The sequence below is a fragment of the Streptomyces sp. RLB3-17 genome, from assembly GCF_007113425.2.
Classification (GTDB): Bacteria; Actinomycetota; Actinomycetes; order Streptomycetales; family Streptomycetaceae; genus Streptomyces; species Streptomyces mirabilis_D.
On sequence record NZ_CP041610.2, the window covers coordinates 2,624,183 to 2,650,651 of the forward strand.

Consider the following 26,469-nt stretch of genomic DNA (forward strand, 5'->3'; position numbering starts at 1 on the left):
GGCCCTTGCCCCGCCGCCGGGTCTCCCCATCCGGGGAGTCTTGGGCTGCGGGCGCGTGGGGCCGATCGCGCGGTTCCCCGCGCCCCTCGGGCGGGGCGCGCGTCTTCAGACCGGGTTACCTACCGGGAGCGCGGCGCGAAGAGGTCGTCCTGGGCTGATTCTCGGGCGGTCAGGAGGGCTCCGCGGAGTACCGCGCCGCCACCCAGCGCGCTCGCGCGTACCTCGACCGGCAGCGGGGACATCCGGGCGAGCCGCTCGCCGACCCGCGCGGCCAGTACCTCCCCGCCCACCTGCCCCACCTCACCGCCGAGCACCACGCACCCGGGGTCGAGAACGGCCACGACGGACGCCGCGCCGATGGCGAGGCGGTCGGCGAGGGCGGAGAGGAAGCGGTCGGCTCCGGAGGAAGCCGAAGGGGAAGGGGAGGGGGAGGCGGAGGGAGAGGAAAGGGTCGCCACCGCTTGCCTCACCAGCGCCGCCGCCTCCGGTTCGCCGGGCGACACCGCCGTCGCCACCAACCCGTGGCCGGCCGCGAGTTCCGCGATCGCGGCGGACCCCGCCAGGGAGTGGAACCCGCCCTCACAGTCCGTCGCCGAGGGCAGCGTCGACGTGCCCGGCACCGGCAGGAAGCCGATCTCGCCCGTGCCGCCGGACGCCCCACGACGGAGTCTGCCGTCGAGGACGACGGCCGCACCGGTGCCGTGGCCGAGCCAGAGCAGGACGAACGTGTCGCGGTCGCGGGCGGCGCCGTCACGCTGCTCCGCGAGGGCGGCGAGGTTCGTCTCGTTCTCGACGATGACGCGGGCGGGCAGCCGTTCCTGGAGGGCGGCGACCAGGCGGCGGTGCCACTCGGGCAGGCCGGAGGAGTCGCGGAGTTCGCCGGTCGCGGGGTCGATGAGACCAGGGGCTCCGACGCCGACCGTGTGCAGGCGCTCCGCCCCGGCCTCCTTGGCCGCGCGCTCGACCAGCGTGACCGCCTGCTCGACGGCGGGCCCGGTGCCCGTGTCGTCCGCGATCGGCACCGACGCCCGGGCCAGTTCCCTGCCGAGGAGATCGGAGACGACGACCGAGACGCCCTCGGTGCGGACGTCGAGGGCGGCGAGATGGGCCCGGTCGGCGACGATCCCGTACAGGCGGGCGTTGGGGCCGCGGCGCTGTTCCCCCGACTCCCCCACCACCTCGATCAGTCCGGCGGCCGTGAGGCGTTCGACGAGGTCGGCGACGGTGGGCCGGGACAGTCCCGTGAGCTGCTTCAACTGCCCTGCCGTCAGGGGGCCTTCCTGCTGGAGCAGGCGCAGCGCGACGCGGTCGTTGATGGCCCGGGCGGTGCTCGGTGATGCGGGCATGCCGGGATCCTCCCAGATCAGTCGCTCCGTCGGTGGCCAGTAAATCATCTATCTATCAGGCAGGGTTCCTGATAGTTTACGGCGGCAGCGCGGGGAGCGAAGCCTGGAGGGGCGGGAAAGATGGGTTACATGGTCTACGACCTGCGTGAGGTGAAGCGGGCGCGATACGCCGTGGCCGCCGTCTTCGCGGTGCACGGAGCGGTGACGGGCTCGTTCGCCACCCGGGTCCCCTGGATCCAGGACCACGCGTCCGTCAGCACCGGCCAGCTCGGACTGGCCCTCGCGTTCCCGGCGATCGGGGCCTCCGTCGCGATGCCGCTGGCGGGCCGGATCAGCCACCGCTTCGGCGCCCGTACCGCGCTGCGCGGGCTGCTGTCCCTGTGGACGCTGTCGCTGATCCTCCCGTCCCTCGCGCCGAACATCTACACGCTGTGCCCGGCCCTCTTCGTCTACGGCGCGTCGGCGGGCATGGCGGACGTGGCCATGAACGCGCTCGGCGTCGAGATCGAGAGCCGTCTCGGAAAGTCGATCATGTCGGGGCTGCACGGCATGTGGAGCGCGGGTGCCCTGGTCGGCTCGGCGGGCGGCACCCTCGCCGCGCACCTCGGCTCGGATGCGCGCCTGCACCACGCACTGGCGGCCGGGGTCCTGACGGTCCTGGGTCTCACCGCCTGCCAGTGGGTCCTCGACCTGCGACCGGCCGAGGACGAGGCCCCACCGCCGCGCTTCGCGCTGCCACCGAAGTCCGCCCTGCTCATCGGTGCGATCGGCTTCTGCGCGGTGTTCGCCGAGGGCGCCAGCCTGGACTGGTCGGCGGTCTATCTCAAGGACGAACTGGGCAGCTCGGCCGGTCTCGCGGCGGCGTCGACGACCGGGTTCATGCTGACCATGGCGCTGGCCCGGCTCGCGGGCGACGCGGTGGTGAATCGGTTCGGCGCGGTGCGCACGGTGCGGGCCGGCGGCGGTCTCGCCGTGCTCGGCGGGCTGCTCGTCGTCGTCGCGGACCACCCCGCCGTGGCGATGAGCGGCTTCGCCCTGATGGGTCTCGGCATCGCCGTCGTCGTCCCGCTCTGCTTCGCGGCGGCCGGACACAGCGGCCCCAACCCCAGTCAGGCCATCGCGGGCGTCGCCACCATCACGTACACCTCCGGCCTGGTCGCGCCGAGTGCGATCGGCACGCTGGCGCAGGCGACGAGCCTGGTGGTGTCGTTCGGGCTGGTCACGGTGCTGGCATGCGGCCTTGCCGCGTTCGCGGGGGTGCTGCGCGCGGGTGAGCGCGACCGGCCCAAGGTCAGTCCCGCGCCCGCAGCAGTTCCCGACCCACGGCCCTGAAGCGGTCGCTCCAGGGCGTGGGACGCAGCGTCGCGGCGTCGAGCCTGACGAGGACCCGCGTGCCGTGCGCGTACGTGAGCGCGCCGTCGGCCGAGCAGAAGCGGAAGCCGTACGTCAGTCCGGTGTTCCCCAGGCGCTCCAGCCAGAGGTGGACGGCGTATTCGCCGGGGCGGTTGATCGGGGCCTCGTAGCTGATCCGCAGCTCCTTGACGGCGTTGCAGAAGTCGCCCGCCGCCTCCCAGTCGCCCTCGAAGGCGAGGAAGCCCTGGTCGTTCCACAGGGCGGTCCAGGCGCGTTCGACCATGACCGGGTAGCGGGCGTTGTGGAGCAGGCCGAGTGCGTCCAGGTCGTCGAAGTGGACGGTGACGGGGAGGAGCCGCCCGTAGGAGAGGGCGGAGGCTGCGGGCGCTTCGGCGGTCACGGGCGGGGCTCCTGAGGGTGCCGGTGGGGACGGTGGGGACACCCCCATCCTAAGCGGCCGCTCAGGAGCCCCTGATCAGGGTGTTCGCAGGCCCTCCGGTCAGCCGGCGATCGAGTCCAGCTGCTCGGCTGCGGGCCGCAGTGTCCACAGGTCGCCGCCGGGCGGTGTCTCCAGTTTCGGCACCGCGGCCTGGGCCGCCCGGTCCCCCGCGTCGGCCGCCGCGTGCACGATGTCGCTCGCCGCGTAGCGGTGGAACTCCAGCTCCGGGTGGGGCCACGGCGCGGCGCCCGTCGCGGCGGGCAGCAGATAGTCGACCGCCTTGGCCAGGGTCTGGCCGTCCGGCCCCGTGTACCGCCACAGGTTCACGCCGACGTGCCGGCCGATGGCCGCGAGGCGGGTGTAGGCGACGAGGTCGAAGGTCGAGTAGTGCCAGCTGCGGGTGCGGGTGAGCTCCTGGGGCTGGCTGCCGTCCGCGGCGACCTGCGGGTCGATCCGCTTGGACTCCGCGCCGAGGACGGTCCGGCGGGCGAGGTCCTCGTCGCCGGTCGCGTACGCCAGGGCGGCGAGCTGCATGTCGTAGAAGGTGCCGTGGTTGTTCTTGGCGGCGCCCTCCTCGCCGCCGAAGGCGCTGTTCTCCAGCCAGTCGCGGAAGTCGGTGTTCCAGGCGCGCATGGCGGTGCGGTCGCTCTTCGACCAGCCGGGGGCGCCCGTCTCCAGGATCGCGATCGCGTCCAGGACGCTGGTGTAGGACTGCGAGAAGTCGATGATGCCGATGGCCCGGCCGTCGTACTTGCAGGGGATGAACTGCCCGTGGTCGAGGTTCGGGTTCATCCGGGTGGCCGAGGCGAGGAACCAGGTGCGCAGGACGGTGGCGGCCTTCTCGGCGTACTGCTTCCTGCCGGTGTAGTACCAGGCGAGCGCGAGGTCGTACGTGGAGTCGAAGACCTTCTCGACGTCCTGACGGTCGGTGCCGGTGTCGACCTCGGGGTTGCGCTGGCCGTCGCGCTGGACGTACGGGCAGCCCCAGGGGTTGTCGGCGGTCTTCGGCTGGGAGGGCCACCAGTACGGGGCCTGGCTCAGGTAGTCGTGGACGTCGCCGCCGGGGGCGGGCTTGGGCTTGTCGACGACCGTCCAGGGGCCCTGGGGCAGCCAGTTGTCGGCGCGGGCGGTCAAGTCCTTGAGCGTGCGCTTCAGTTGGGGATCCCCGCGGTCGAGGCGGAGCCGGGTCTGCTGGAGCCGCGCGCCGTCGAGGACGGCGGTCCGGGGGGCCTTCGGGGCCGCGTGGGCCGAGGCGGAGGGGACGACGACCGCCGCGAAGGTGGCCACGGCGGCGAGGAGGACAGCCAGACGGGACGGACGGGGTCTTGCACTCATCAAGCCTCCGATCAGAAATGTGAACGCAGTTCATGAGTAAGACCGTGCGAGCGTAGAACCGCCAGGTACCCGTGACAATGGTCCGGACAAAGTTTCACGTACGAAGAAAGCGAAACTCACCATGGACCTCGGTGTGCGCTGGAAACTGCACGGCGACGGGCGGACGCCCGCGCCCGGAGCGGTTGTCCGCCCCGATGAACGCCTCTCGTGGCCGCGCACGATCGGGCTCGGCGCCCAGCACGTGGTGGCGATGTTCGGGGCGTCGTTCGTGGCACCGGTGCTCATGGGTCTGAACCCGAACCTCGCGATCATGATGTCCGGCTTCGCGACGGTCATCTTCCTGCTCGCCACCCGCGGCCGGGTGCCCAGCTACCTCGGCTGTTCGCTCTCCTTCGTGGGCGTCGCCGCGGTGATCCGCGCGCAGGGCGGCACCAGCGCCACGGTGACGGGCGCGGTGTTCGTCGTGGGCGTCGCGCTGTTCCTGGTGGGCCTGGCCGTCCAGCGGTTCGGGGCGCGGATCATCCATGCCGCGATGCCACCGATCGTCACGGGCGCCGTCGTCATGCTGATCGGTTTCAACCTGGCGCCGGTGACGGCGTCCACGTACTGGCCGCAGGACCAGTGGACGGCGCTGCTCACCATGCTGCTCACCGGTCTGGCAGTCGTCTGCCTGCGCGGTTTCTGGTCACGGATCGCGATCTTCCTGGGCCTGCTCTTCGGGTACGGGATCTCCTGGGTCTTCGACCGGGTCTTCGGAAAGATCCACTCGGTGGACGCGAGCGGCAAGCTCACCGACCACTGGCGGCTGAATCTCTCCGGCGTCGGCAAGGCGGACTGGATCGGGCTGCCGTCCTTCCACGGCCCGTCCTTCCAGTGGTCGGCGATCCTCGTCGCGCTGCCGGTCGTGATCGCGCTGGTTGCCGAGAACGCGGGGCACGTCAAGGCCGTCGGCGAGATGACCGGCGATCCGCTGGACGACAAGCTGGGCACCGCGATCTCCGCGGACGGCGTCGCCTCGATGCTCTCCACGGCGGTCGGCGGCCCGCCCAACACCACGTACTCCGAGAACATCGGCGTGATGGCCGCGACCCGCGTCTACTCCACGGCCGCCTACTGGGCCGCCGCGGGCTTCGCCCTCCTCTTCGGCCTCTGCCCCAAGTTCGGCGCGATCGTGGCCGCGATCCCGGGCGGCGTGCTCGGCGGCATCACCGTCATCCTGTACGGCATGATCGGCCTGCTCGGCGCCCAGATCTGGCTCAACGCCCGGGTCGACCTGCGCAATCCGCTGAACCTGGTGCCGGCCGCCGCGGGCATCATCATCGGCGTCGGCGGCGTCTCCCTGAAGTTCACGGACAACTTCTCGCTCAGCGGCATCGCGCTCGGCACGCTCGTCGTGATCACCGGGTACCACGCGCTGCGGGCGATGGCCCCGGCCCACCTGAAGACCGATGAGCCGCTGCTGGACTCCGGCACGTCCTCGTACGACGAGGCGGACGATCAGCGCGCCAGCTCATAGGCGTACTCCGCCGAGAAGGTCCCCGGCGTGCCCTTGCACCCGTCCGACTCCCCCGGCAGCTTCACCCAGAGATAGGCGTCGATCCTGGCCTCCCCGGTGTTCAGGGTCGGCGCCCGGCCGATCTTCCGGCCCGCCGGATCGCACCACTCCCCGTCGGCCGGGGAGCCGTTGCCGTTGCGGCTGGTGTCGATGACGGCGCCCAGGCTCGCGGGGCCGCCCAGCGCGGACAGCACCTGGCGGGCGTACGCGATCTCGTCGCTCGTACGGTGGAAATTGGACACGTTGGTGAAGACACCGTCGGAGGAGGCGGCCGACGCGGCGCCCGCCCGTGCGAGGAGCGCGGCCTGCTCGGCGGCCGGGTTCCAGGCGGAGTGGCCGGCGTCGTAGTAGACGCGGGCCCGGGGGTCGGCGGCCTTGAGGACGCGGCCGGCGCGGGCCAGCGAGGCGAAGCGGGCGGCCCGGTCGGTCGCGGGGAGGCAGCCGGCCTGGGCGACCGAGTCGGGCTCCAGGATGACGATGACCTCGTCCTCGCCGAGGCCCGCCGCGAAGTCGTCGATCCAGCCGTCGTACGCGGCGAGGTCGGGTGCGCCGCCCTGTGAGGCCCCGCCGCAGTCGCGCTGCGGGATCGCGTACGGCACGACGACCGGGACCCGGCCCTCGGCCGCGGCGCCCGCGGTCACCGCCCTGACCCGCGCGGTGATGGTGGCGGGGGTGAAGTCGGCGAACCAGACAGCGGCCGGGCGGTCGGCGATCCGGGACTCGATGACCGCGCGCCGGTGGTCGCCGGGGTGGGACGCGACCCAGTCCAGGACCTGGGAGTCGGGGTGGGTGTAGAGCAGGGCGGGGGCGGCCACGGTCGTCGGCTCCTTCCCGCTCGGGGAGGGCGTCGGGCTCGGCTTCGGGGACGGGGAGTGCCGGGACGGGGACGGCGCGGCGGAGGTCCCGGACGGGGAGGGAGTCGGTACGGCGGGCGGCGGGCGGAGGCCGGGCGAGCGGGTCACCAGCGGTTGGGCGTCGTCGGAGGGGCGCTCGCGGTCGAGGGCGGACATCATCCCCGTCACCGCGCCGACCGCCACGACCACCGAGGCCGCCGCGACCATGGCGGCGCGCCGGGCCACCCGCCTGCGCTCGGCCCTGCGTGCGGCCAGGCGCCGCGCACGTAAGCCTGACACCTACCGCTCCCCCCGGTTCCCACCACGTTTGCGCCACTCCCGGCCACATCCGCGCCTCCCGACACGGGCGTGTTCCCCCTTTCTGGGGATGTGCCCGGCCAGGCGGCGACTCCGGTCAGCCTAGGACTGGGAACCTGCCCCCATGACGCAGTTGGAACAGTTCACCACCCCCGTGGACGCGATCGCCTCCCGGATGCGCACCCTGGCGGCGACCCTGCCGGAGCGGGACGGAATCGCGGTCTTCAACCGTGTCTACCTCACCGTCACGGAGGAGGTCGAACGGCGCCTGGACGCGGGGGAATTCCCGGACGGCGAGGCCGCGGTCACGCTGGATGTACGTTTCGCCGAGCGCTATCTGCGCGTGGCCGAGGAGGGGTCCCCGCCCGCCTGCTGGCGCCCGCTGTTCCAGTTCCGGCGCCATCCGGGAGTACGCCCGCTGCAGTTCGCGCTCGCGGGCATCAATGCGCACATCGGACACGATCTGGCGCTCGCCGTCGTGGACACCTGCCGTACCCTGCGCTGCGAACCAGCCGATCTGGAGGACGAGTTCGAGCGCGTGGGTGACCTCCTCGTCTCGATGGAGGAGCGCGTCCGCGAAGATCTGATGCCGGGCCCCGACCTCCTCCAGATCGCCGATCCGCTCACCCATCTCCTCGGTTCGTGGAGCCTGGAGAGGGCCCGCGACGCGGCCTGGTCGGCGGCGCGGGCCCTGTGGGCGCTGCGCGGACTCCCCGACCTCGCCGAGGAGTTCGCCGACCGCCTCGGCGCCGCGGTCGGCCTGGCGGGCCGGATGCTGCTCACGCCCCTGGGGGACCGATCCGGCCATATCACCGCGTACGGCACGTAACTCACTCTCGTACGCGATACGTTCACGATTCAAATGCCGAATGCGAAGGAGCACAAGCATGGCTGCTCGGCTGGGTCTGAGTCTTCCTCAAACACGCCAGTTCGACATCGGTCGTGACGTCCCGGACGTGGCGCGCACGGCTGAGGAGATCGGCTACGAGAGTCTGTGGGTGTTCGAGCGCGCCCTGTTCCCGGACCCCGCCACGCAGGGGCTGTACGGCGTCCCGAACCTGCCCTGGCCCGATTTGTACCGCGGCGTCGCCGAGCCGCTGGTGACCCTGACGCTGGCCGCGACGGCCACGCGGCGGGCGCGGCTGGGCACCAGCGTCCTGGTCGCCCCGTTGCACGGCCCGTTCCAGCTGGCCAGGGCCCTGGCCACACTGGACGCGGCGAGCGGCGGCCGGGTCGTGGCGGGCCTCGGTACCGGCTGGTCGCTCGACGAGTACGCGGCGGCGGGCGTGGCGCCGTTCGAGGAGCGGGGCCAGGTCCTGGACGAGGTCCTCGACGTGTGCCGCGCGGTGTGGGGCCCGGACCCGGTGTCGTACGAGGGCCGCCTGACCAGGATCAAGTCGGCGGTGGTCGCCCCGAAGCCCGCCCGGCCGATCCCGATCCTGCTGCCCGCCTTCAGCAAGAAGGCGCTGACCCGGCTCGTGGACCGCGGCGACGGCTGGCAGCCCGTGGCCACGGGAGGCGCCGACCAGCTCGCCGCCCAGTGGCGGCAGGTGCAGGACTTCGCGGCCGAGCGCGGGCGCACCGAGCCGATCCAGTCGGTGGCGCGGATCAACACGCGCTACTCCGCCAAGGCCTACGACGGCGCGGACCGCCAGCCCTTCCAGGGCAACGTCGACCAGATCGTGTCGGACCTGGTGCCGTACGCCGAGATCGGCCTCGACGAGTACTTCGTCGACCTCCAGGACGGCACGCGGGACGCCGAGGAGCTCAAGGACCTGGCCGCCGAGGTGTACACGGCGGCGCGGGCGGCCGGAATCTGACCGGCCACCCCATGGAGGCCGGCCCGGCTCAGTCCTCGGGCAGTTCCACCGGCGCGATCTCGTCGTAGACGTCGCCGGGCCCGGGGTTGGTCGGGTCGGTCGCCCCGCCCAGCTGGTGCATGACGCCCCAGACCGCGTTCAGCGCGGTCTGCACGGCACCCTCGGCCCAGCCTGCCGTCCAGGAGATGTCGTCGCCGGCGAGGAAGATGCCCCGCTTGTCCTCGGGCAGCGCTTCCTGCATGAAGTGCGTGAACAGGCGGCGCTGGTAGCGGTAGTGGCCGGGCAGGTTGGCCTTGAACGCGCCCATGAAGTAGGGCTCGTTCTCCCAGGACACGGTCACCGGGTTGCCGATGATGTGCTTCCTGATGTCGACCTTCGGGTAGATCTCGCCGAGCGACTTCAGCATGACCTCCATCCGCTCGTTCGCGGACAGCGGCAGCCACTTCAGGCTGTCGTCGCACCACGTGTACGAGAGGCAGATGACGGCGGGCTTGTCCGGGCCCTCGTCGAGGAGGTAGGTCCCGCGGGTCATGCGGTCGGTGAGCGTCATCGACATGACGTCACGGCCCGTCGGATTTCCCCTGTCGTCGACGGCCTTGTCCAGCCAGAACGGCCGGTCGACCGGCACGAAGAGCTTGGAGCTCTCCATGTAGTGGGTCCGCTCGATGGCGGTCCAGTGGTCGATCGGGAAGAGCGAGTCGTCGCAGGCGATCTTGGAGAGCAGCATCCAGGACTGGGCGGTGAAGATCGCCGCCTTGAAGGTGCGGATGTCACCGTTGGCGTCCGTCACCGTGATCTGGTTGCCCGCCGTGCGATGCAGCCGGGTCACGGCCGGGCGCGGGGCGCCGTCGTGCAGCTTCGCGAGCGAGGTGCCGTAGGCCCAGTGCACGATCTTCTGCGGCTCGCGCTCCCACAGGCGCAGCGGCAGCTGCTGGGAGCCGCCGACGATGCCGCGGTGGTGGTCGTCGGCCTCGGTGTAGACGACGCGCAGGATCTCCAGGATCGAGTTCGGGAAGTCGGTGTCCCAGCCGCCGGTGCCGAAGCCGACCTGGCCGAAGATCTCGCGGTGCCGGAAGGACTTGAAGGAGTCCGAGTCGCAGAGGAAGCCGTAGAAGGTCTGGTTGTCGAGCTTCTCGACGAGCTTCGCCCAGATCTCGCGGATGCGCGGCACATCGCGCTCACGCATGGCCTGGTTCATGTCGGAGAAGTCGGCGCCCTCTTCGAGGCAGGCGTTCCAGGCGTTCATCACGTCGCGGTAGACCTGCGGCAGGTCGTCGACGGTGGTCGCGTAGTGCGACTCGCCCTTGAGGTCGACGACCGTCGAGGGAGTGGACTCCGCGAGCGGGTTGGGGAACGGCCGGGTCTCCAGACCCACCAGGTCGATGTAGTGCTGGAGGGCGGTGGAGGAGGGCGGGAAGCGCATGGCGCCCATCTCGGCGGTGAGCGACGGGTCGCACCCCTCGAAGCCCACGGTGCGCAGGCGACCGCCGATCTCGTCGGCCTCGTAGACGACGGGCTTGAGGCCCATCTTCATCAGCTCGTAGGCGGCCACGATGCCGGACAGGCCGCCGCCGATGACCGCGACCTCGGTGCCGTGCTCGGTCGCGGGTATCTGGCCGAGGCCCGCCGGGTGGGCGAGGAAGTCGTCGTACGCGTACGGGAAGTCCGGGCCGAACATGGTGATCGGCGGCTGCTGCGCGTCGGCGTGCTGGACGGCGGTGGGCACCGTGGACGTCATGGGGTACGGACTCCTTGCGGGAAAGCTGGTGAGGGGAGGCGCTGGGGGGCTGCCGGGTGTCAGACGAGCGACCCGTAGAGGCCGGGGCGGCGGTCCTTCAGATACGGGTTCGCCTCGCGCGAGGCCGCGAGGAAGTCGGGGTCGGCGTCGGCGAGGACGAGTTCCTCACCGCGTCCGGCCCGGGTCCGGGCGATCCCGTCGGGACCGGCCAGCGTGGACAGTCCGACGAACTCGAACTCGCCCTCCGGGCCGACCCGGTTGACGTACGCGACGTACATCTGGTTCTCGAAGGCGCGCACCGGGACGACGGACTCGGCGACGAACTGGAAGGGGTGCATCTGCGCGGTCGGCACGACGAGGAGGTCGGTGCCGGCGAGCGCGTGCGCCCGGACGTTCTCCGGGAACTCGACGTCGTAGCAGATCATGAGGCCGACGCGGAGGCCGTTCAGGTCCGCCTGGACGACGGGCTGCTCGCCGGGCGTGAAGTGGTCGCGCTCGAAGCAGCCGAAGAGGTGGGTCTTGCGGTAGTTCGCGAGGCGGGTGCCGTCGGCGGAGATGAGCTGCGCGGAGTTGTAGACCGTCTCGCCCTCGCGCTCGGGGTAGCCGTAGACGACGGCGACGCCGTGGCGGGTGGCGATCTCGGCGACCGCGTCGGCGGAGTCCCCGTCGGCGGGCTCGGCGAGGCGGGCGATGTCGTCGCCGATCGCGTACCCGGTGAGGAACATCTCCGGAGCCGCCACGAGCCCGGCGCCGGCAGCGGCGGCGCGGCCCGCGGCCTCGTCGAGGACCTTCAGGTTCTCGACGACCGAGCCGGGGCGGCCGGAGCTCTGGAGCAGGGCTGTGCGCATGCGTGGTCCTCACGGGTACGGAGGGGTGTCGGGGGCTGCTTAGACGGTACGGGCGGGGGGCTCGGGGGGACAAGGAGGAGCCGTTGCGCGCCGGTGGACGAATCGTTGCGTGCGCCCTGCCTCCGGCGGCGATTCGTTGCGCGCCCTCGGGCGGCGCCCGAAACCCCTGAGGCGCAGGTCACAGACGTCGTGACGAGCCGTCGCGGCCTCTCCGTGCCGAGCCGTCCCGGCCGCACGGCCCGCGTCCCGTTCTCACAGCGCGCGCAGTCGCTCCACGATCTCGCGCAGCAGCTCGGGGTCGGCCGCCGGGCCGCCCGGTTCCGGCCGCCGCGGCGCGTCGATGCGTACGAGACCGGCCTCGGCCAGATCGCCGAGCAGCACGCGTACGACGGTCAGGGGCAGGTCGGCGTCGGCGGCGAGCTCGACGACCGGCCGGGGTCCGTGGCGCACCAGGGCCAGCAGGGCGGCGCCGGCATGGTCGACACCGGGCCTGCCCTCGTCCGTCCTCAGGGCGGTGACCCGCGACATCAGATCGATGGTGTGCCGGTCCGAGGGCCGGGTCCGGCCCCGGGTCACGGTGTAGGGCCGCACCATCGACCCGGTCTCGTCCTCGTACCAGTGGTCGTCGGTCACGGCCGGGTCAGGGGCCCGCGGGGTCGGCGGCCGACCGTACGGCGGCGGCCATGTGGCGGCCGACGCGGCGGACCAGCAACGCCATCTCGTGGGCGAGCTGTCCGACGTCCGTCTGCACCTCGCTCAGGACGGCCAGCCGGCTGCCGTCGCCCGCCGGGGTGATGAAGAGGTAGGCGTCGTCGAGCATCACCATGGTCTGGCGCACCTCCCCCGCGGCGAAGCGTTCACCGGCCGAGCGGGCCAGGCTGTGGAAGCCGGAGCAGACGGCGGCGAGGTGCTCGATGTCCCGTCGGCGCATGCCGTCCGAGCAGCTCAGCGGGAGGCCGTCGGCGGTGAGGAGCACGGCCTGGCGGACGTGGTCGGTCCTGGCCACGAGGTCGTCGAGCAGCCAGCCGAGGTCCGTGCCGGGCGGTTCGGGGGTGCCGCCCCGGGGCTCGGAGGCCCGGTCGGAGTGCTCGGGGGTCTGGTCACGGAGCATCGTCGGCGTCCGTCCCTTCCTCGGTGTCGGTTCGCCGCTCGGATCCGGACCCGGTGGGCAGGCCCTTGCGGCCGCGGTCGAGGCCGCGCTGGAAGGCGCCGAAGACCGCGCGGACCTCCTCGGGGGTGACCTCGCGCTCCGACGGCTCGTCGGTGGCCGGGCCCTCCGTGCGCAGTTCGGGGGCGAGGGAGGTCTGCCGGACGCGGGTGGGCAGTGCGGGCGGGCTGGTGGCGGGAGCGGTCTCTGGCACACGATCCGCGTGCCGGAGAGGTGCCTCCCGCGGGTTCTCTACACGGTCCGCGTGCCGCCGAGGTGCCTCCGACTGTTCCTCCGCACGGTCCGTGTGACGGTCAGGTGCCTCCCGCTTTTCCTCAAGGACGGCGGTGCCCTTCCGGGAGGTCTCGGAGGTCCGGGAGGTCTCGGCGGTCCGGGAGGTGCGCGACGGCAGTGCCCGCGATTCCGTGTCCGCCGCCGGCTCCGGCCGCTCGGGGTCGACCGGCGCGAGGACCGCCTCCGGCAGCAGCACCACCGCCGTCGTACCGCCGTACGGCGACCGGCACAGCGTGACCTCGATGCCGTGCCGTGCGGCGAGCCGCCCCACCACGTACAGCCCGAGCCGGTCGTGCCGGGTCGGATCGAAGTCGTCCGGCGTGGTGAGGGTGCGGTGGGCCTCCTCGATCTGTTCGGGTTCGAGACCGAGGCCCCGGTCGTCGATCTCCAGGACGAACCCGCCCCCGGCCCGCCCGGTGCGCAGGGTGACCTGGGTGTGGGGCGGTGAGAACACGGTGGCGTTCTCGACGAGTTCGGCGATCAGATGGACGACGTCGGCGACGGCGTCCGCCGCCACGCCCACCTCCGGCATCGGCGGGACCACGACGCGCGCGTACTCCTCGATCTCGCCCACCGCGGAGGCCACCACGCGGGCGACCGGTACGGGCCTGCGCCATCTGCGGCCGGGCGCCGCGCCGGAGAGGATGATCAGGCTCTCCGCGTGGCGCCGCATCCGGGTGGTGAGGTGATCGATCCGGAACAGGTCGTCCAGGACGTCCGGGTCTTCGGTGCGTCGCTCCAGCGTGTCGACCAGTTTGAGCTGGCGGTGGACGAGCGCCTGGTTGCGGCGGGCGATGTTGAGGAGCACCGCGAACAGCCCGCGGCGCAGGGTGGCCTGCTTGACGGCGGCCTCGACGGCCGCGAGGCGGGCGGTGTTGAAGGACCGGCCGACCTGGCCGATCTCGTCGGCTCCCGCCTCCCCGTCGGCCAGGGGCGGCGCCTCGGTGGCGGCGTCCACGTCCTCGCCCGCGCCGAGCCGCCGCATCACGTCGGGCAGCTGGCGGGTGGTGAGGAGGTCGGCGGCGTCCCGGAGGGTCTCCAGGCGGCGCGATATGCGCCGGGCGCCGCGCACGGCGAACCACAGGGACAGTCCCACGGCGGCGAGTCCGAGTACACCGACGATCGCCGCCTTGGCCAGCTCCCGGTAGGCGAAGGCCCGCCCGCGTTCGGCGGAGTTGACGGCCGACCGCGTGCACAGCTGCATGTACCGCTTGACGGCCCGGTCGGTGGTGGTGCGCCAGGAACCGGCCGCGACGGCCTCTCCCGCACCCCGTGCGCCCGCCCGCAGCAGGGCGTCCTCACCCCGGGTCAGCTCCCGGTACAGGGAGCCGCGCTGGAACTCCTCGAAGAGGGCGCGCGAGTCGGCGGGGAGGTCGGGCACATACGTCCGCTCGAAGATCCGGCGGTCCTCGATCGTCGCGGTGAGCGTGTCGTACTGGCCGTCGGTGAGCGATCCGGCGGCTCGCGCCCCGGCGACGAGGGCGTCCTCCCGCGAGACGAACTCCCTCACCCGCACCAGCTCGATGACGACCTGGGCCTCGCGTGCGAGCTGTCCGGCCTGCAGCGCCGTGAGGGCGGACTGGACGTCGAAGCCCGGCTCCACGAGGGCGCCGTACTCGGTGACCGCCCGGTCCCAGCTGATGGCGCGGGACAGCACCCGCTCCCGCAGCCCCTCCAGCCCGTCGAAGGAGCGCAGCACGGCGTCGAGCACCTGCCGCTGCCTGGCGGAGAGCCGCCCGCGGTCGCCGTCCCGGATCGCCGTCCGCATGGCGGTCACGGCGCGGTCGGTGCGGCGCTGTTGTTCCATCAGGTCGAGGGCCGCCGCCGTGCCGTGGTCCGCGCCCAGGTAGGCGGCCGCGAGCCGCCGTTCGATCTGGATCTGGCCGACCGCCGTGTCGACGGGCGTCCCGAAGTCGTCGTACACCCCCTGGACCCGGACGAGCGCGCGCAGTTCGCCGGTGACGGACACCATGGCGAAGCTCCACAGCACCATGAGGGCGAGAACCGGTGCGAGCGCGAGCGCCACGATGCGCGTACGGACCGTGGTGGGACGGCCGAAGGACCAGCGCATGGACTCCCCAGGACGGCAGGACGGTCGGGTGGCCGGGCGACGGTTGGTTACCCTTCGGTGTTACTCGCTGGTAGCGGGCGCGGATCAACCTACGTGATGGCGCGCCCGCACCGCAATGGTTTCCTGGACCGCCGCTCGGTTCAGACGGCGAAGGTGGTGACGACCGCGGCGTGGTCCGAGGGCCAGTCGTTGCCGGCGACCTCGGGCCAGGGGCGCGGGGTGCCGGTGACGAGCGCCCGGGAGTCGAGCACCGTCAGCCCCCGGTGCAGCACGAAGTCGATCCGGTCCTGCGGCTCGGGCCGCCCGCTGCCGTCCTCGTGCTCCACGTGGACCGGCGACCAGGTGTGTCCGGGCTCCCGCACGGGGTCGGGGTGGGCCTCACGGTAGGAGTCGCGCAGGCCCGCCTCCTCGGCGGCCCTGGTCACGGGCCACGCGACGTCCGGCCAGTCCAGGTGCGAGGGCGCGTTGAAGTCACCGACCAGGACCACGGGGACCGCCTCCGTGGCGGACTCGGCGATCCGTCGCAGGATCTCCCGCATCTGCTCCAGTCGGACACCCTCGTGGGCGATCAGCTCGGCCGCCGGGAGCCCGTCGAAGCGGGCCTCGTAGGGGCCGTACGGCGTGTAGTCGAGGTGGGCGCTCCAGACGTCCACCTCCTGGCCGCCGTCCAGCCGGACGCGCACTCCGGTGCCGCCGTAGAAGCCGACGTCCGGGTCGCCGTGGCGGGCGGTGATCGGGTAGCGGCTGATGACACCGAGGTTCTCGCCGGCCCGGTGGTGGTGCCAGCCGAGGGCCTCGGCGAGTTCCTGTGCCGAGGTGCCGTACGTCTCCTGGAGGCCGACCACGTCCGCGCCCGTCTCGGCGATGACCTTGAGCTGCTTCTCGCGGTGGTCGTCGACCTTCGTCCCGCCGTACCAGAGGTTCCAGCTCATCACCCGCAGCTCGCGCGGCGCGACCATGGCGCGCAGCCGGGCCGGGGTCACCTCCTCCAGGCTGGTCAGGACGGTGCGTCCGGGTACGGAGTCGATCGGCGCGAGCGAGGGCACGGCGAGCACGGCGCACCCCGCGGCCTCGGCGGACGCCACACCCGTCTCGGTGTCCTCCACGGCCACACACGCGGCGGGATCGACGCCGAGGGCGCGGCAGGCGGCGAGGTAGGGGTCGGGGGCGGGCTTGGTGCGCTCGGTGTCGTCGGCCGTGACGGAGACCGCGAAGTGTTCGGCGCCGAGCGCCGCGAGGACGGTGTCGGCGACGGCGCGCGGCGACGCGGTCACGAGGGCGGTGGGGACACCCTCGCGGACCAGTTCGCCGAGGAGCCGCAGCGCACCCGGGCGGGGCACGATGCCGGTACGGACCCGGTGCGCGAACTCCCGGTGCAGTTCGGCGGCGATATCCTCCGTATCGGCGCCCGTGATCCCGCCCAGCCAGGCGGCGGTGTACTCGACGGGCCGGCCGAGCACCTCCGGCTGGTCGGCCCCGGCCAGCCGGCGTCCGAGCCCGTCGGCCACCTGCTCCACCGCCTCCCACCACAGCCGCTCGGTGTCCACGAGCGTGCCGTCCATGTCGAACAGGACGGCCTGGAGGGGGAGGTGGGGGGAGGTGGTGCGGAGGGTCACGGTGCTCTCTTTCACTCGGCGTAACTCAGTGGGGGATGCGTCGGTCACTGCGTGCGCTCGGCGACCAGTACCGGCCGCTCCGGCAGGCTCACGGTCACGGCGGCGCCCGAGCCGAGCCCGACGGCCTCATGGGTGGGCAGGTCGGCCTTGACCTCGGTGGCGTCCGGGAGCCGGACGGTGACACGGGTGGCGGCGCCGAGGAAGGCGGTGGCGACGACGCGTGCGGTCCCGGCCTCGTCGGCCCGTACCCGCACCGCCTCGGGCCGTACGAGCACGTCGATCTCGGTCGCGGCGGGCGCGTCCCCGTCGACCGGCAGCCGCTGTCCGAGCACCTCGGCCACGCCGGAGTCCAGCCGCCCCGGAATCCGGCTCATCGTGCCGACGAACTCGGCGACGAAGGCGGTCGCGGGCCGCCCGTACAGCTCGGCGGGCGCGGCGCACTGTTCGAGCCGCCCGGCCCGCATCACGGCGACGCGGTCCGCCATGGACAGCGCCTCTTCCTGATCGTGCGTCACGAACAGCGTGGTGATGCCGAGTTCCTGCTGAAGCCGGCGGATCTCCTCGCGCAGGGTGAGCCGCACCTTGGCGTCCAGGGCGGAGAGGGGCTCGTCGAGCAGCAGCACGCGCGGACGCAGGGCGAGCGCGCGGGCCAGCGCGATGCGCTGCTGCTGGCCGCCGGAGAGCTGGTGCGGGAACCGCTCGCCCTTGTCGGCGAGTCCCACGAGGTCGAGCAACTCGGCCGCGCGGGCACGCCGTTCGGCGGTTCGCACCTTGCGCATCCGCAGCCCGAAGGCCACGTTGTCGAGGGCGCTGAGGTGCGGGAAGAGGCTGTAGGACTGGAAGACCATCCCCGCGTCGCGGCGGTGGGCCGGGACCCGGGTGACGTCCTCGCCGTCGACCAGCACCTCGCCGGAGTCGGGGTGTTCGAACCCGGCGAGCATGCGCAGCGCGGTGGTCTTGCCGCAGCCGGAGGGGCCGAGCAGGGCGAGGAGTTCGCCGGGCCGGACGGTCAGGTCGAGGCCGTCGAGAGCGACGGTCGGGCCGAACTCCCGCCGCAGGCCCCGGAATTCAACGGTGGCGGCCTTGGCGTCGGCGGCCTTCTCAAGCGTGGTGACGGTCATGGTTCATCCCCGGGATGCGGAAGCGGAACGGGAGCGCCCGCCGAGCCCGGCGAGCGAGAGGAGCAGGGCCCAGGTGACGAGCAGGCTGAGCACGGAGACGGCGACGGAGAGCTGGGCCTGCGAGCCGCCGACGCTGTAGATCCACACGGCGAAGGGCTGGAAGCCGAGCAGCTGGGCGACGGTGAACTCGCCGAGCACCAGGGCCAGCGTGAGGAAGGAGGCGTTGAGCAGCGCTCCGCGTAGATTGGGCAGCACGACCCGTACCAGCGCCTGCGGCCAGTTCGCCCCGCAACTGCGCGCGGCCTCGACGAGGGTGCGTACGTCGACGGCGCGCAGCCCGGCGTCCAGGGCCCGGTACACGAACGGCAGTGCCATCACGACGTACGCGAGGACGAGCACTGCGGGGAAGTCGGGGTTCTGGAGTGCCACGAACGTCTCGAAGAGCGGGGTGCGGGAGAGGTGTTCGGGTCCCCACTTGAGGACCGTGGCGATCCCGGCGACGAAGGCGATCGGCGGGACGACCAGTGGCAGCGAGCAGATCACCTCCACCACGGGCCGCAGCTTCGGGGCACCGAGCCGCAGCGCGACCATCGCGGGCACCATCAGCAGCAGGACCACGGCGATGGTGGCGGCGGCCAGTTCCAGCGAGAGCAGCAGGCTGGAGCCGAAGCCGTCGGCGGAGACGATCTGGCGGTACGCGTCGAAGGTGATCCCCTGGTTCGGCACGTCGACCGTGAAGATCACGGACGCGGCGAGCGGGACCAGGAAGTAGAGCCCGGCGCAGACGAGGACGACCCCGCGCCAGGGACGCACGCGTACGGACTTGTTCACCCCGCGGGCGGGCTTCAGGACCCGAGCGGGATTGTTCAGGCTTCCAGCCATCGCGCGCTCCGTCGTTGCAGGGGCAGGTACACGGCCATGACCAGGCCCGCGATGAGGACCATGTCGAGGCTGAGGGCGAGCGCCACGTTCTCCTGGCCGACCAGGACGTTGCCGGAGATGGCGTCGGCGATCTGCAGGGTGACCAGCGGGACCGCACTGCCCACCATGGCCGCCGCGGTGGCGTACGCGGCGAAGGCGCTGCCGAAGAGCAGCACGAGGCCGCCGAGCAGGGAGGGCGTGAGGACGGGGAGGGCGATGTGCCGCCAGTACTGGATTCCGGTGGCGCCGTTGTTCTGTGCGGCCTCGCGCCACTGGGAGCGCAGACCGTCCAAGGCGGGCGTGATGGTGAGGACCATCAGCGGGATCAGGAAGTACAGGTAGACGATGACCAGGCCCCAGAAGCTGTAGAGGTTCCAGCCCTTGTCCTTCAGGCCCAGGTGTTCGGTCAGGACACCCGCGTTGCCGAGGGTGGCGACGAACGCGAAGGCCAGCGGCACACCGCCGAAGTTGGCGAGGACGCCGGAGGCGGTGAGGACCGCCTCGCGCAGGGCGCGGAAGCGGGAGGTCACCACGGCCTGGGCGAGCGGCAGTCCGAGGACGGTCGCGATGCCCGCGGAGACCGCGGACAGCTTGACGCTGCCGATCAGGGCGGTGAGGTAGGCGCCCTGGAGCGAGTCGGTCAGGTTGGCCGTGGTGTACGAGGTGGCGCCGGTCGTCTGGTTCTTGACGGTGAAGGCGCCGTTCAGCATGGCCAGGGCGGGGATGCCGAAGGCGATCGCGACGAAGACCAGCAGCGGGAGCACGGCGAGCCAGCCGGGGGCGCGGCGCCGCCGCCGCTGGGAAGCGGCGGCGGCGGGCGTCACGTCGGCCTCGGCCTCGGTGAGGACGGTGGTCATCCGGAGACGGCCTTGCCCCAGCCCTGCGCGAGGACCGTCTTGGCCTTGGCCTGCTGGGCCTCGGTCGGGAAGCTCGGCGTGCCGGAGACCGCGGGGAGCTTGGCGGCGGCGGTCTTGTCGAGGGTGCCGGCCGTCTGCATGGCGGTCATCAGGGCCGGGCGGGCGTAGCCCTTGAGCCAGAGGTTCTGGCCCTCGGCGCTGTAGAGGTACTCCTGCCACAGGCGGGCGGCCGCCGGGTGCGGGGCGTCCTTGTTGATGGCCTGGGAGTAGTACTGGGAGAACTTGCCGTCCGAGGGGACCGTGACCGTCCAGTCGACGCCCTTGGACTTGAACTCGTCGGCGTAACCGGCGTTCAGGTAGTCCCAGTCGATGCTGATCGGGGTCTCGCCCTTCTCGACGGTGGCCGGGGTCGACTCGACGGGCGTGTAGTTGCCGTTCTTCTTCAGCTTGGCGAAGAAGTCCAGGCCGGGCTGGATGTCGTCGAACGAACCGCCGTTGGCCAGCGAGGCCGCGTAGACACCACCGAAGGCCGAACCGGACTTGGTGGGGTTGCCGTTGAGGGCGACCTGGCCCTTGTACTCCGGCTTGAGCAGGTCCTTGAAGGTCTTCGGGCACTCCTTGACCTTCTTGGCGTCGCAGCCGATGGAGATGTAGCCGCCGTAGTCGTTGAACCAGCGGCCCTGCGCGTCCTTCTGTCCCTCGGGGATGTCGGCGAAGGCGGTCACCTTGTACGGCGCGAGCAGCCCCTGCTGGGCGGCGCTGAGCGCGAACGAGCTGCCCAGGTCGAGGACGTCCGGGGCGCGGTCCTGCCCCTTCCTCGACGTCACGGCGTTGATCTCGTCCTGGCTGGAGCCGTCCGGGTTCTCCACCTCGATCTTGATGCCGTACTTCTTCTTGAAGCCGTCGATCAGGGCGCCGTAGTTGGCCCAGTCACGGGGCAGCGCGATCGCGTGCAGCGTGCCCTCCTTCTTGGCGGCCTTGACCAGGGCGTCGAGGCCGCCGAAGTCAGCGGCGGAGGTCGCGGTGGCCGCGCTCTTGCCGTCGGCGGTGGTCGACTTGTCGTCGGGGGCCGCGCCACAGGCGCTGAGGGCGAGGGCGGCGGCGACGGCGAGGCCGCCGGTGAGGACGGCGGTCCTCGGCAGGAACACGGTCACGGTCTCTCCAGGAGTACGCACGAGGTTCGGGTAGTGCGGAGAACTTGTCTGAACAAGTTGGCCCCAGTAGGCCCGGCGTGGGTGTCCTGTTCGTAAACTTTGGCGAAACCGTGACCCTTGATTCCCTGCACAATCCCGGCCCGCGCCGATCACGTTCGGATCTCGATTAGGCTGGTCACGCTGTGCACAGCAGTCGAATCAGAGGGGAAGCATGCCGGCGCGACACGAGGAGATCGCCGACGAGCTGCGGCGCGCCATCGACCGCGAGGAGTACACGGTGGGCAGTCTGCTGCCCGCGGAGACGGACCTCGCGGCCCAGTACGGCGTGGCCCGCGGCACGGTCCGCCAGGCCGTCGCGGCCCTGACCGCCGAGGGCCTCATCGGCTCCCGCCAGGGCGCCCGCCGGGTGGTCCTCGCCAGCCGCCGCAGCCAGAGCTTCGCCGAACTGCGCAGCTTCGCCCAGTGGGCGCGCGCGATGGGCCGGGAGGCGACGGGACACGTCGTCGAGCAGGAGCACCGCCCGGCGACCACGGAGGACGCCGGGCGCCTCCAACTCCCCGAGGGGACACCGGTGTTGCACGTCCTGCGGGTCCGCGGTCTGGACGGCGAGCCGGTCCTCCTGGAGCGGACCGTGTACGCGGACTGGATCTCCCCCGCCGTCGAGGCCATCGAGCCCGACTGCCCCTCGGTCACCCAGCGGCTCTACGAGGACACCGGTCTGGTCTTCGCCTACGGGGAGCACGTCATCGACGCGGTGGCGGCGGGCGCCCAGGACGCGGACCTCCTCGGCGTCCGCCGCACCAGTCCCCTCCTGAGGGTCCGCCGCGTCACCACCACCCGCGAAGGCCGCCCGGTGGAATGGTCCGACGACCGCTACCGCTCGGACGCGGTGAGCTTCAGCGTCCACAACTCCATCGGCAACAACGCGCTGGCGAGGAAGACAGCGGAGTAAGGGTTCTTGTCAGAGGGCGCAGGGTGCAACGCCCCGTCAGGGGCGCGGGGAACTGCGCGACCAGCCACGACGAACCCGCAGCCGCCACTCAGCCCCCAACGACCCCTTACGTGGGCGACCCTGACGAAAACCGCCGCAGCAACGGAGACAACACCAGCACCGACTTCGTACGCTCCACGAACGGCTCCCCGGCGATCCGTTCCAACACCCGCTCGAAATGCCGCATGTCAGAAGCGAACACCTGCACCACCGCATCCGCCTCACCGGTGACGGTGGACGCGGCCACCACTTCCTGATAGCGCTCCAGCCCCCGCTGAATGGTCTCCGGCGAGGTGTTCCGGCGGCAGTAGATCTCGACGAACCCCTCCGTCTCCCACCCCAGCGCCGCCGGATCCACCCGCACGGTGAACCCGGTGATGGCACCCGTGGCCCGCAGCCGGTCCACCCGACGCTTCACGGCGGGCGCGGACAGGCCGACCAGTTGGCCGATGTCGGCGTAGGAGCGGCGGGCGTCCTCGGCGAGGGCGTGCACGATGCGTTCGTCGAGATCGTTCAGCACTGCGGGTGTTTCACTTTTCTGATGGCGCGAGACGGGAGCGGCGGTAGCCGTAACTGAAGTAGAACACGAGCCCGGCGGCCATCCAGACTCCGAAGACCACCCAGGTGACGGCCGAAAGGCTGCCCATCATCCACACGCACAGGGCGAAGCCGATCGCGGGCAGCACCGGCGACAACGGCACCCGGAAGGTGCGCCGCATCTCCGGGCGCGTCCGACGCAGCACCACGACGGCCACATTGACCAGCGCGAAGGCGAAGAGGGTGCCGATGCTGGTGGCGTCGGCGAGCTGGCCGAGCGGGATCGCGGCGGCGAGGACACCGCAGAACAGCGAGACGATCACGGTGTTGGCGCGGGGCGCGCCGGTCTTCGGGTGCACGCGCGAGAACACCTTGGGCACGAGCCCGTCGCGGGACATGGCGAAGAGGATGCGGGTCTGGCCGTAGAGGACGGTCAGGACGACGCTGGCGATGGCGATGACGGCACCGGCGGCGAGCAGCGTGCCCCAGAAGGTCTGCCCGGTGACGTTCTTCATGATCTCGGCGAGCGCGGCCTCCGAGTCGTTGAACTTCCGCCAGGGCTTGGCGCCGACGGCGACGGCCGCGACGACGACGTACAGGGCCGTCACGATGACCAGCGAGAGCATGATCGCGCGCGGCAGGTCGCGCTGCGGGTCCTTGGCCTCCTCACCCGCGGTGGAGGCGGCGTCGAAGCCGATGTACGAGAAGAACAGCGTGGCACCGGCGGCGCTGACGCCCGCCATGCCGAGCGGCATGAAGTGCTCGTAGTTGCCGGACTTGAAGCCCTGGATGCCGATCGCGCAGAACAGCAGCAGCGCGACGATCTTCACGGCCACCATGATCGTGTTGGCGCGTGCGGACTCCTTGGCGCCGCCGAGCAGGAAGGCCATGGCGAGCAGGACGACAATCAGGGCCGGCAGGTTGAAGATGCCGCCGTCGCCGGGAGGTGCGGAGAGCGCGTTCGGGATGGTGACGCCGATCGTGCCGGCGAGCAGTTCGTTGAGGTACTCGCCCCAGCCGACCGCGACGGCGGCCACCGACACGCCGTACTCCAGGACCAGACACCAGCCGCAGATCCAGGCGATCAGCTCACCCATCGTTGCGTACGCGTACGAGTACGAGGAGCCGGCGACCGGGATCGTGCCGGCCAGCTCGGCGTACGACAGGGCCGAGAACAGCGCCGTGAGGCCGGCGATCACGAAGGAGAGGGTGACCGCGGGTCCGGCCTTGGGGACGGCCTCGCCGAGGACCACGAAGATGCCGGTGCCCAGGGTGGCGCCGATGCTGATCATGGTGAGCTGCCACAGCCCGAGGGAGCGCCTGAGCGAGCCTCCCTCGCCCTGACCGCCCTCGGCGACCAGGCGTTCCACGGGCTTGCGGCGCATGAGACGCGCGCCGACACCCGGGGACGGTGCGGCGGACTCTGTGCGGGACTGCGGGGGTGCGCCTTGATCGAGCACGCGGTGGCTCCTTCATCGCTGCCGGTCGATACGGCGGGGACCGGCGGCACCCCTGGCAGCAGGGACCCACCGAGCGGGGTCCCCGCCACGCCATGTACAGCGCTTGACCCTATGAGTCCGGGCTTCACGGGCGTAATGCAGCAACCTTGCGCGTCTCCGCAAGATCGTTGCGTTCATCGCACCTCGGCGCGTGTTCGTTGCGCGGGGCCTTTCGATGGTTGCGCACGCCCCCGCACGGCAGTCCGCGGCAGGTACGCCGACGGCCCCCGCGGGCGCACCACGGGGGCCGTACGACGGTGGAAGGGGTCAGCTCCAGCTGGCGTGCAGGGGCTTGCCCTCCGCGTAGCCGGCCGCGCTCTGGATGCCGACGATCGCGTTCTCGGCGAACTCCTCCAGGGAGTTGGCGCCCGCGTAGGTGCAGGAGGAGCGGACGCCCGCGATGATCGAGTCGATCAGGTCCTCGACGCCCGGGCGGCCCGGGTCGAGGAACATCCGCGAGGTGGAGATGCCCTCCTCGAAGAGTGCCTTGCGGGCGCGGTCGTACGCCGACTCCTCGCTCGTGCGGTTGCGGACCGCGCGCGCGGACGCCATGCCGAACGACTCCTTGTACAGGCGCCCGTCGGCGTCCTGCTGGAGGTCGCCCGGGGACTCGTACGTTCCCGCGAACCAGGAACCGACCATCACGTTGGACGCGCCCGCGGCCAGCGCCATGGCCACGTCGCGCGGGTGACGGACGCCGCCGTCGGCCCACACGTGCTTGCCGTACTTCTTCGCCTCTGCGGCGCACTCGAGGACGGCCGAGAACTGCGGCCGGCCGACGCCGGTCATCATGCGGGTGGTGCACATGGCGCCGGGGCCGACGCCGACCTTGATGATGTCCGCGCCCGCGTCGATGAGGTCCTTGACGCCCTCGGCGGCGACGATGTTGCCCGCGACGATCGGGACCTGCGGGTCGAGCGCGCGCACGGTCCTGATCGCGCTGATCATCGACTCCTGGTGGCCGTGCGCGGTGTCGATGACGAGCGTGTCGACGCCCGCGTCGAGGAGCTGCTTGGCCTTGCCCGCGACATCGCCGTTGATGCCCACGGCGGCGGCGATGCGCAGCTTGCCGGCGGCGTCGGTGGCCGGGGTGTAGAGCGTGGCGCGCAGGGCGCCCTTGCGGGTGAGGATGCCGGCGAGCTTGCCCTCGGCGTCCACGGCCGGGGCGTAGCGGCGGTTGGCGCCGTCCAGCTTGTTGAACGCCTCGCGCGGCTCGATGTCGGCGTCCAGGAGCAGCAGGTCCCGGGACATGACCTCGGCCAGCTGCGTGAACCGGTCCACGCCGGTGAGGTCGGCGTCGGTGACCACGCCGATCGGACGGCCGTCCTCGTCGACCACGACGCCCGCGTTGTGGGCGCGCTTGGGCAGCAGCGCCAGCGCGTCGGCGACGGTCTGGTGGGGGGCCAGGACGATGGGGGTGTCGAGCACCAGGTGGCGTCCCTTGACCCAGGAGACGACCTCGGTGACGACCTCGATCGGAATGTCCTGCGGGATGACCACGAGACCGCCCCGGCGGGCGACGGTCTCGGCCATGCGGCGGCCCGCGATCGCGGTCATGTTGGCGACGACCAGGGGGATCGTGGTGCCGGTGCCGTCCGGGGCACTGAGGTCCACGCCCTGCCGGGAGCCGACCGCGGAGCGGCTGGGCACCATGAAGACGTCGTCGTACGTCAGGTCGTACGGAGGCTGGATGTCGTTGAGGAAACGCACGTGCTGCACATCCCAGTCGATCAGAGGTGGCCCCCGGACAGGTCAGCCAGGGGGAAGAGCACGTACTTCATTGTCCCATGGCGACCTGTATGTGATGCCCGGACAGATCATCCAGGCTGGTCAGGGGGCAGTTGGTCGGATCCTCCAAGCGAGAGGACCACCGACAGCGTGGCGTCGTGCTCCTCGTAGTGCCCGGTGGCCGATTCCAGCACCTCCTGGGCGATCTCCCACTCGTCGGGGCGGGCCTTGGCGTAGCGCCGCCAGCCGCTCACCAGGATGACGCGGCCCGGGCTGGCGGGCCCCCAGTCGGGGTCGCCCAGGCAGTCCGCGAGCGCGTCCCAGTTCCGGCCGAACCATTCGGGCAGGTCGAGGGCGCGGACGCAGCGTTCCATGAAGGCCGCCTTGTCCGAGACTCCGGTGAGGTCGAGGACGCTGACCTGCCATCCGACCGCGCGCGCCGCCCGGAACACCTCCGCCAACGGGCCGTCCGTCATCTCAGCACCGCCCTGAACGACTTGTAGTGATCACCGCTGTAGTAGATCTCACCGCCCTGCCCGGTGACAATGCGACGGGCTCCCCGATCGTGTGCGCCGGGGGTTTTGACCGTGTACTCGTGGTAATAGCCGCGCTGGTGCTTGGGCAGCATGCCCTCGAAGTTCCCGAAGACGACGCCGTCCCTGGCGTACGGGAAGGGGCCGCCCTGGTCGATGAGGGCGAGCGTCGTGCGGGCCTCGGCGGGAAGCCGGGTCGCGTCGACCGTCCCCATCCCGTGGGCCCAGGTGGGAACCGCTGAACGGGCCGCCGACGGGGCGCCCGTCACCGCACCCGTACCGGCCGACTCCGTCGACGAGCAGCCCGTCAGGAGCACGCCGAGACACAGAAACAGCCCCACGAGCGCCCGGGGCACCCACCGCACCACCACCATGCCGCCGATGCTGCCACGCCCCCCTCCGCGCGGCGCGCCAA

General features: G+C 71.8%; 24 protein-coding genes. 5 read left to right on the forward strand and 19 right to left on the reverse strand.

Annotation, left to right across the window (positions count from 1 at the left end; translation table 11 throughout):
- Nucleotides 1-119: 119 nt before the first annotated feature.
- Nucleotides 120-1,346 (reverse strand): ROK family transcriptional regulator, encoded by a 1,227-nt coding sequence (locus FNV62_RS12285; RefSeq protein WP_143607594.1) that lies wholly within the window; start codon nucleotides 1,344-1,346, stop codon nucleotides 120-122.
- A gap of 129 nt (nucleotides 1,347-1,475) precedes the next feature.
- On the opposite strand from FNV62_RS12285, the gene FNV62_RS12290 reads away from it, so the two are divergent.
- Nucleotides 1,476-2,678 carry an MFS transporter gene (locus tag FNV62_RS12290; protein WP_373559462.1) on the forward strand — a complete coding sequence of 401 codons (1,203 nt, stop codon included), beginning with the start codon at nucleotides 1,476-1,478 and terminating at the stop codon, nucleotides 2,676-2,678.
- Here FNV62_RS12290 and FNV62_RS12295 read toward each other — a convergent pair.
- Both FNV62_RS12295 and FNV62_RS12300 read right to left on the reverse strand, forming a co-directional pair.
- A complete protein-coding gene (locus FNV62_RS12295; protein ID WP_144315221.1) occupies nucleotides 2,638-3,099 on the reverse strand; it encodes an acyl-CoA thioesterase in 462 nt (153 codons plus the stop codon). The genes FNV62_RS12290 and FNV62_RS12295 overlap by 41 nt on opposite strands.
- 99 nt (nucleotides 3,100-3,198) lie before the next feature.
- Entirely contained in the window at nucleotides 3,199-4,473 is a 1,275-nt protein-coding gene (locus FNV62_RS12300; RefSeq protein ID WP_144315222.1) for an alginate lyase family protein, read from the reverse strand.
- Between the two features lie 121 nt (nucleotides 4,474-4,594).
- Between FNV62_RS12300 and FNV62_RS12305 the strand changes: the two genes are divergently transcribed.
- On the forward strand, nucleotides 4,595-5,989 hold the full coding sequence (locus FNV62_RS12305) for a uracil-xanthine permease family protein (protein WP_054236809.1): 1,395 nt from the start codon (nucleotides 4,595-4,597) through the stop codon (nucleotides 5,987-5,989).
- Here the strand turns inward: FNV62_RS12305 and FNV62_RS12310 are convergent.
- The gene (locus FNV62_RS12310) at nucleotides 5,971-7,089 is read right to left on the reverse strand and encodes a glycoside hydrolase family 6 protein (protein WP_144316463.1); all 1,119 of its coding nucleotides are present in this window, start codon (nucleotides 7,087-7,089) and stop codon (nucleotides 5,971-5,973) included. The two genes, FNV62_RS12305 and FNV62_RS12310, sit on opposite strands and share 19 nt — an antisense overlap.
- Before the next feature lie 214 nt (nucleotides 7,090-7,303).
- On the opposite strand from FNV62_RS12310, the gene FNV62_RS12315 reads away from it, so the two are divergent.
- Nucleotides 7,304-8,008 carry a DUF5995 family protein gene (locus FNV62_RS12315; RefSeq protein WP_143607597.1) on the forward strand — a complete coding sequence of 235 codons (705 nt, stop codon included), beginning with the start codon at nucleotides 7,304-7,306 and terminating at the stop codon, nucleotides 8,006-8,008.
- A 58-nt stretch (nucleotides 8,009-8,066) separates the two neighbouring features.
- Nucleotides 8,067-8,999 (forward strand): LLM class F420-dependent oxidoreductase, encoded by a 933-nt coding sequence (locus tag FNV62_RS12320; protein WP_144315223.1) that lies wholly within the window; start codon nucleotides 8,067-8,069, stop codon nucleotides 8,997-8,999.
- 28 nt (nucleotides 9,000-9,027) lie between these two features.
- Here FNV62_RS12320 and FNV62_RS12325 read toward each other — a convergent pair whose 3' ends face one another.
- The 10 genes from FNV62_RS12325 to FNV62_RS12370 all read right to left on the reverse strand — a co-directional run bounded on the left by FNV62_RS12325 (nucleotide 9,028) and on the right by FNV62_RS12370 (nucleotide 20,766).
- On the reverse strand, nucleotides 9,028-10,737 hold the full coding sequence (locus FNV62_RS12325; protein ID WP_054236812.1) for a flavin monoamine oxidase family protein: 1,710 nt from the start codon (nucleotides 10,735-10,737) through the stop codon (nucleotides 9,028-9,030).
- Nucleotides 10,738-10,796: 59 nt separating this feature from the next.
- The gene (locus tag FNV62_RS12330; RefSeq protein ID WP_054236813.1) at nucleotides 10,797-11,585 is read right to left on the reverse strand and encodes a carbon-nitrogen hydrolase family protein; all 789 of its coding nucleotides are present in this window, start codon (nucleotides 11,583-11,585) and stop codon (nucleotides 10,797-10,799) included.
- Nucleotides 11,586-11,837: 252 nt separating this feature from the next.
- The gene (locus tag FNV62_RS12335; protein WP_225900247.1) at nucleotides 11,838-12,218 is read right to left on the reverse strand and encodes a DUF742 domain-containing protein; all 381 of its coding nucleotides are present in this window, start codon (nucleotides 12,216-12,218) and stop codon (nucleotides 11,838-11,840) included.
- Nucleotides 12,219-12,225: 7 nt separating this feature from the next.
- Nucleotides 12,226-12,696 (reverse strand): roadblock/LC7 domain-containing protein, encoded by a 471-nt coding sequence (locus FNV62_RS12340; protein WP_079090060.1) that lies wholly within the window; start codon nucleotides 12,694-12,696, stop codon nucleotides 12,226-12,228.
- Nucleotides 12,686-15,097 (reverse strand): nitrate- and nitrite sensing domain-containing protein, encoded by a 2,412-nt coding sequence (locus tag FNV62_RS12345; protein ID WP_097283886.1) that lies wholly within the window; start codon nucleotides 15,095-15,097, stop codon nucleotides 12,686-12,688. The genes FNV62_RS12340 and FNV62_RS12345 overlap by 11 nt, the downstream gene beginning before the upstream one ends.
- A 140-nt stretch (nucleotides 15,098-15,237) precedes the next feature.
- Nucleotides 15,238-16,713, reverse strand: a complete 1,476-nt coding sequence (locus FNV62_RS12350) for an HAD-IA family hydrolase (protein ID WP_225900248.1) — start codon at nucleotides 16,711-16,713, stop codon at nucleotides 15,238-15,240.
- 44 nt (nucleotides 16,714-16,757) lie between these two features.
- Entirely contained in the window at nucleotides 16,758-17,834 is a 1,077-nt protein-coding gene (locus FNV62_RS12355) for an ABC transporter ATP-binding protein (protein WP_097283887.1), read from the reverse strand.
- Nucleotides 17,835-17,837: 3 nt separating this feature from the next.
- Entirely contained in the window at nucleotides 17,838-18,716 is an 879-nt protein-coding gene (locus FNV62_RS12360; RefSeq protein ID WP_143654700.1) for an ABC transporter permease, read from the reverse strand.
- Nucleotides 18,701-19,612, reverse strand: a complete 912-nt coding sequence (locus tag FNV62_RS12365; protein WP_097283889.1) for an ABC transporter permease — start codon at nucleotides 19,610-19,612, stop codon at nucleotides 18,701-18,703. Before FNV62_RS12365 ends, FNV62_RS12360 begins: the two co-directional genes overlap by 16 nt.
- A complete protein-coding gene (locus FNV62_RS12370) occupies nucleotides 19,609-20,766 on the reverse strand; it encodes an ABC transporter substrate-binding protein (protein ID WP_097283890.1) in 1,158 nt (385 codons plus the stop codon). The genes FNV62_RS12365 and FNV62_RS12370 overlap by 4 nt, the downstream gene beginning before the upstream one ends.
- A 211-nt stretch (nucleotides 20,767-20,977) precedes the next feature.
- On the opposite strand from FNV62_RS12370, the gene FNV62_RS12375 reads away from it, so the two are divergent.
- On the forward strand, nucleotides 20,978-21,718 hold the full coding sequence (locus FNV62_RS12375) for a GntR family transcriptional regulator (RefSeq protein ID WP_054236817.1): 741 nt from the start codon (nucleotides 20,978-20,980) through the stop codon (nucleotides 21,716-21,718).
- A gap of 106 nt (nucleotides 21,719-21,824) precedes the next feature.
- Here the strand turns inward: FNV62_RS12375 and FNV62_RS12380 are convergent, their stop codons facing one another.
- From FNV62_RS12380 to FNV62_RS12400, 5 genes are all read right to left on the reverse strand, one after another.
- A complete protein-coding gene (locus tag FNV62_RS12380) occupies nucleotides 21,825-22,277 on the reverse strand; it encodes an Lrp/AsnC family transcriptional regulator (RefSeq protein WP_015661832.1) in 453 nt (150 codons plus the stop codon).
- A gap of 10 nt (nucleotides 22,278-22,287) precedes the next feature.
- Nucleotides 22,288-23,754 carry an amino acid permease gene (locus tag FNV62_RS12385; RefSeq protein WP_054236818.1) on the reverse strand — a complete coding sequence of 489 codons (1,467 nt, stop codon included), beginning with the start codon at nucleotides 23,752-23,754 and terminating at the stop codon, nucleotides 22,288-22,290.
- A gap of 306 nt (nucleotides 23,755-24,060) precedes the next feature.
- Nucleotides 24,061-25,503, reverse strand: a complete 1,443-nt coding sequence (locus FNV62_RS12390) for a GuaB1 family IMP dehydrogenase-related protein (RefSeq protein WP_054236833.1) — start codon at nucleotides 25,501-25,503, stop codon at nucleotides 24,061-24,063.
- 107 nt (nucleotides 25,504-25,610) lie between these two features.
- Nucleotides 25,611-25,997: a barstar family protein gene (locus tag FNV62_RS12395; RefSeq protein WP_060900093.1), complete on the reverse strand. Its 387-nt coding sequence runs from the start codon at nucleotides 25,995-25,997 to the stop codon at nucleotides 25,611-25,613.
- Nucleotides 25,994-26,425 carry a ribonuclease domain-containing protein gene (locus tag FNV62_RS12400; RefSeq protein ID WP_143657017.1) on the reverse strand — a complete coding sequence of 144 codons (432 nt, stop codon included), beginning with the start codon at nucleotides 26,423-26,425 and terminating at the stop codon, nucleotides 25,994-25,996. The genes FNV62_RS12395 and FNV62_RS12400 overlap by 4 nt, the downstream gene beginning before the upstream one ends.
- Nucleotides 26,426-26,469: the final 44 nt, after the last annotated feature.

Bases quoted from the DNA above. Each gene is read 5' to 3' on its own strand.
- FNV62_RS12285 (WP_143607594.1), bottom strand. From the start codon at position 1,346: ATGCCCGCATCACCGAGCACCGCCCGGGCCATCAACGACCGCGTCGCG.
- FNV62_RS12290 (WP_373559462.1), top strand. From the start codon at position 1,476: ATGGTCTACGACCTGCGTGAGGTGAAGCGGGCGCGATACGCCGTGGCC.
- FNV62_RS12300 (WP_144315222.1), bottom strand. From the start codon at position 4,473: ATGAGTGCAAGACCCCGTCCGTCCCGTCTGGCTGTCCTCCTCGCCGCC.
- FNV62_RS12305 (WP_054236809.1), top strand. From the start codon at position 4,595: ATGGACCTCGGTGTGCGCTGGAAACTGCACGGCGACGGGCGGACGCCC.
- FNV62_RS12310 (WP_144316463.1), bottom strand. From the start codon at position 7,089: ATGGTCGCGGCGGCCTCGGTGGTCGTGGCGGTCGGCGCGGTGACGGGG.
- FNV62_RS12315 (WP_143607597.1), top strand. From the start codon at position 7,304: ATGACGCAGTTGGAACAGTTCACCACCCCCGTGGACGCGATCGCCTCC.
- FNV62_RS12320 (WP_144315223.1), top strand. From the start codon at position 8,067: ATGGCTGCTCGGCTGGGTCTGAGTCTTCCTCAAACACGCCAGTTCGAC.
- FNV62_RS12325 (WP_054236812.1), bottom strand. From the start codon at position 10,737: ATGACGTCCACGGTGCCCACCGCCGTCCAGCACGCCGACGCGCAGCAG.
- FNV62_RS12330 (WP_054236813.1), bottom strand. From the start codon at position 11,585: ATGCGCACAGCCCTGCTCCAGAGCTCCGGCCGCCCCGGCTCGGTCGTC.
- FNV62_RS12340 (WP_079090060.1), bottom strand. From the start codon at position 12,696: ATGCTCCGTGACCAGACCCCCGAGCACTCCGACCGGGCCTCCGAGCCC.
- FNV62_RS12345 (WP_097283886.1), bottom strand. From the start codon at position 15,097: ATGCGCTGGTCCTTCGGCCGTCCCACCACGGTCCGTACGCGCATCGTG.
- FNV62_RS12355 (WP_097283887.1), bottom strand. From the start codon at position 17,834: ATGACCGTCACCACGCTTGAGAAGGCCGCCGACGCCAAGGCCGCCACC.
- FNV62_RS12360 (WP_143654700.1), bottom strand. From the start codon at position 18,716: ATGGCTGGAAGCCTGAACAATCCCGCTCGGGTCCTGAAGCCCGCCCGC.
- FNV62_RS12365 (WP_097283889.1), bottom strand. From the start codon at position 19,612: ATGACCACCGTCCTCACCGAGGCCGAGGCCGACGTGACGCCCGCCGCC.
- FNV62_RS12375 (WP_054236817.1), top strand. From the start codon at position 20,978: ATGCCGGCGCGACACGAGGAGATCGCCGACGAGCTGCGGCGCGCCATC.
- FNV62_RS12395 (WP_060900093.1), bottom strand. From the start codon at position 25,997: ATGACGGACGGCCCGTTGGCGGAGGTGTTCCGGGCGGCGCGCGCGGTC.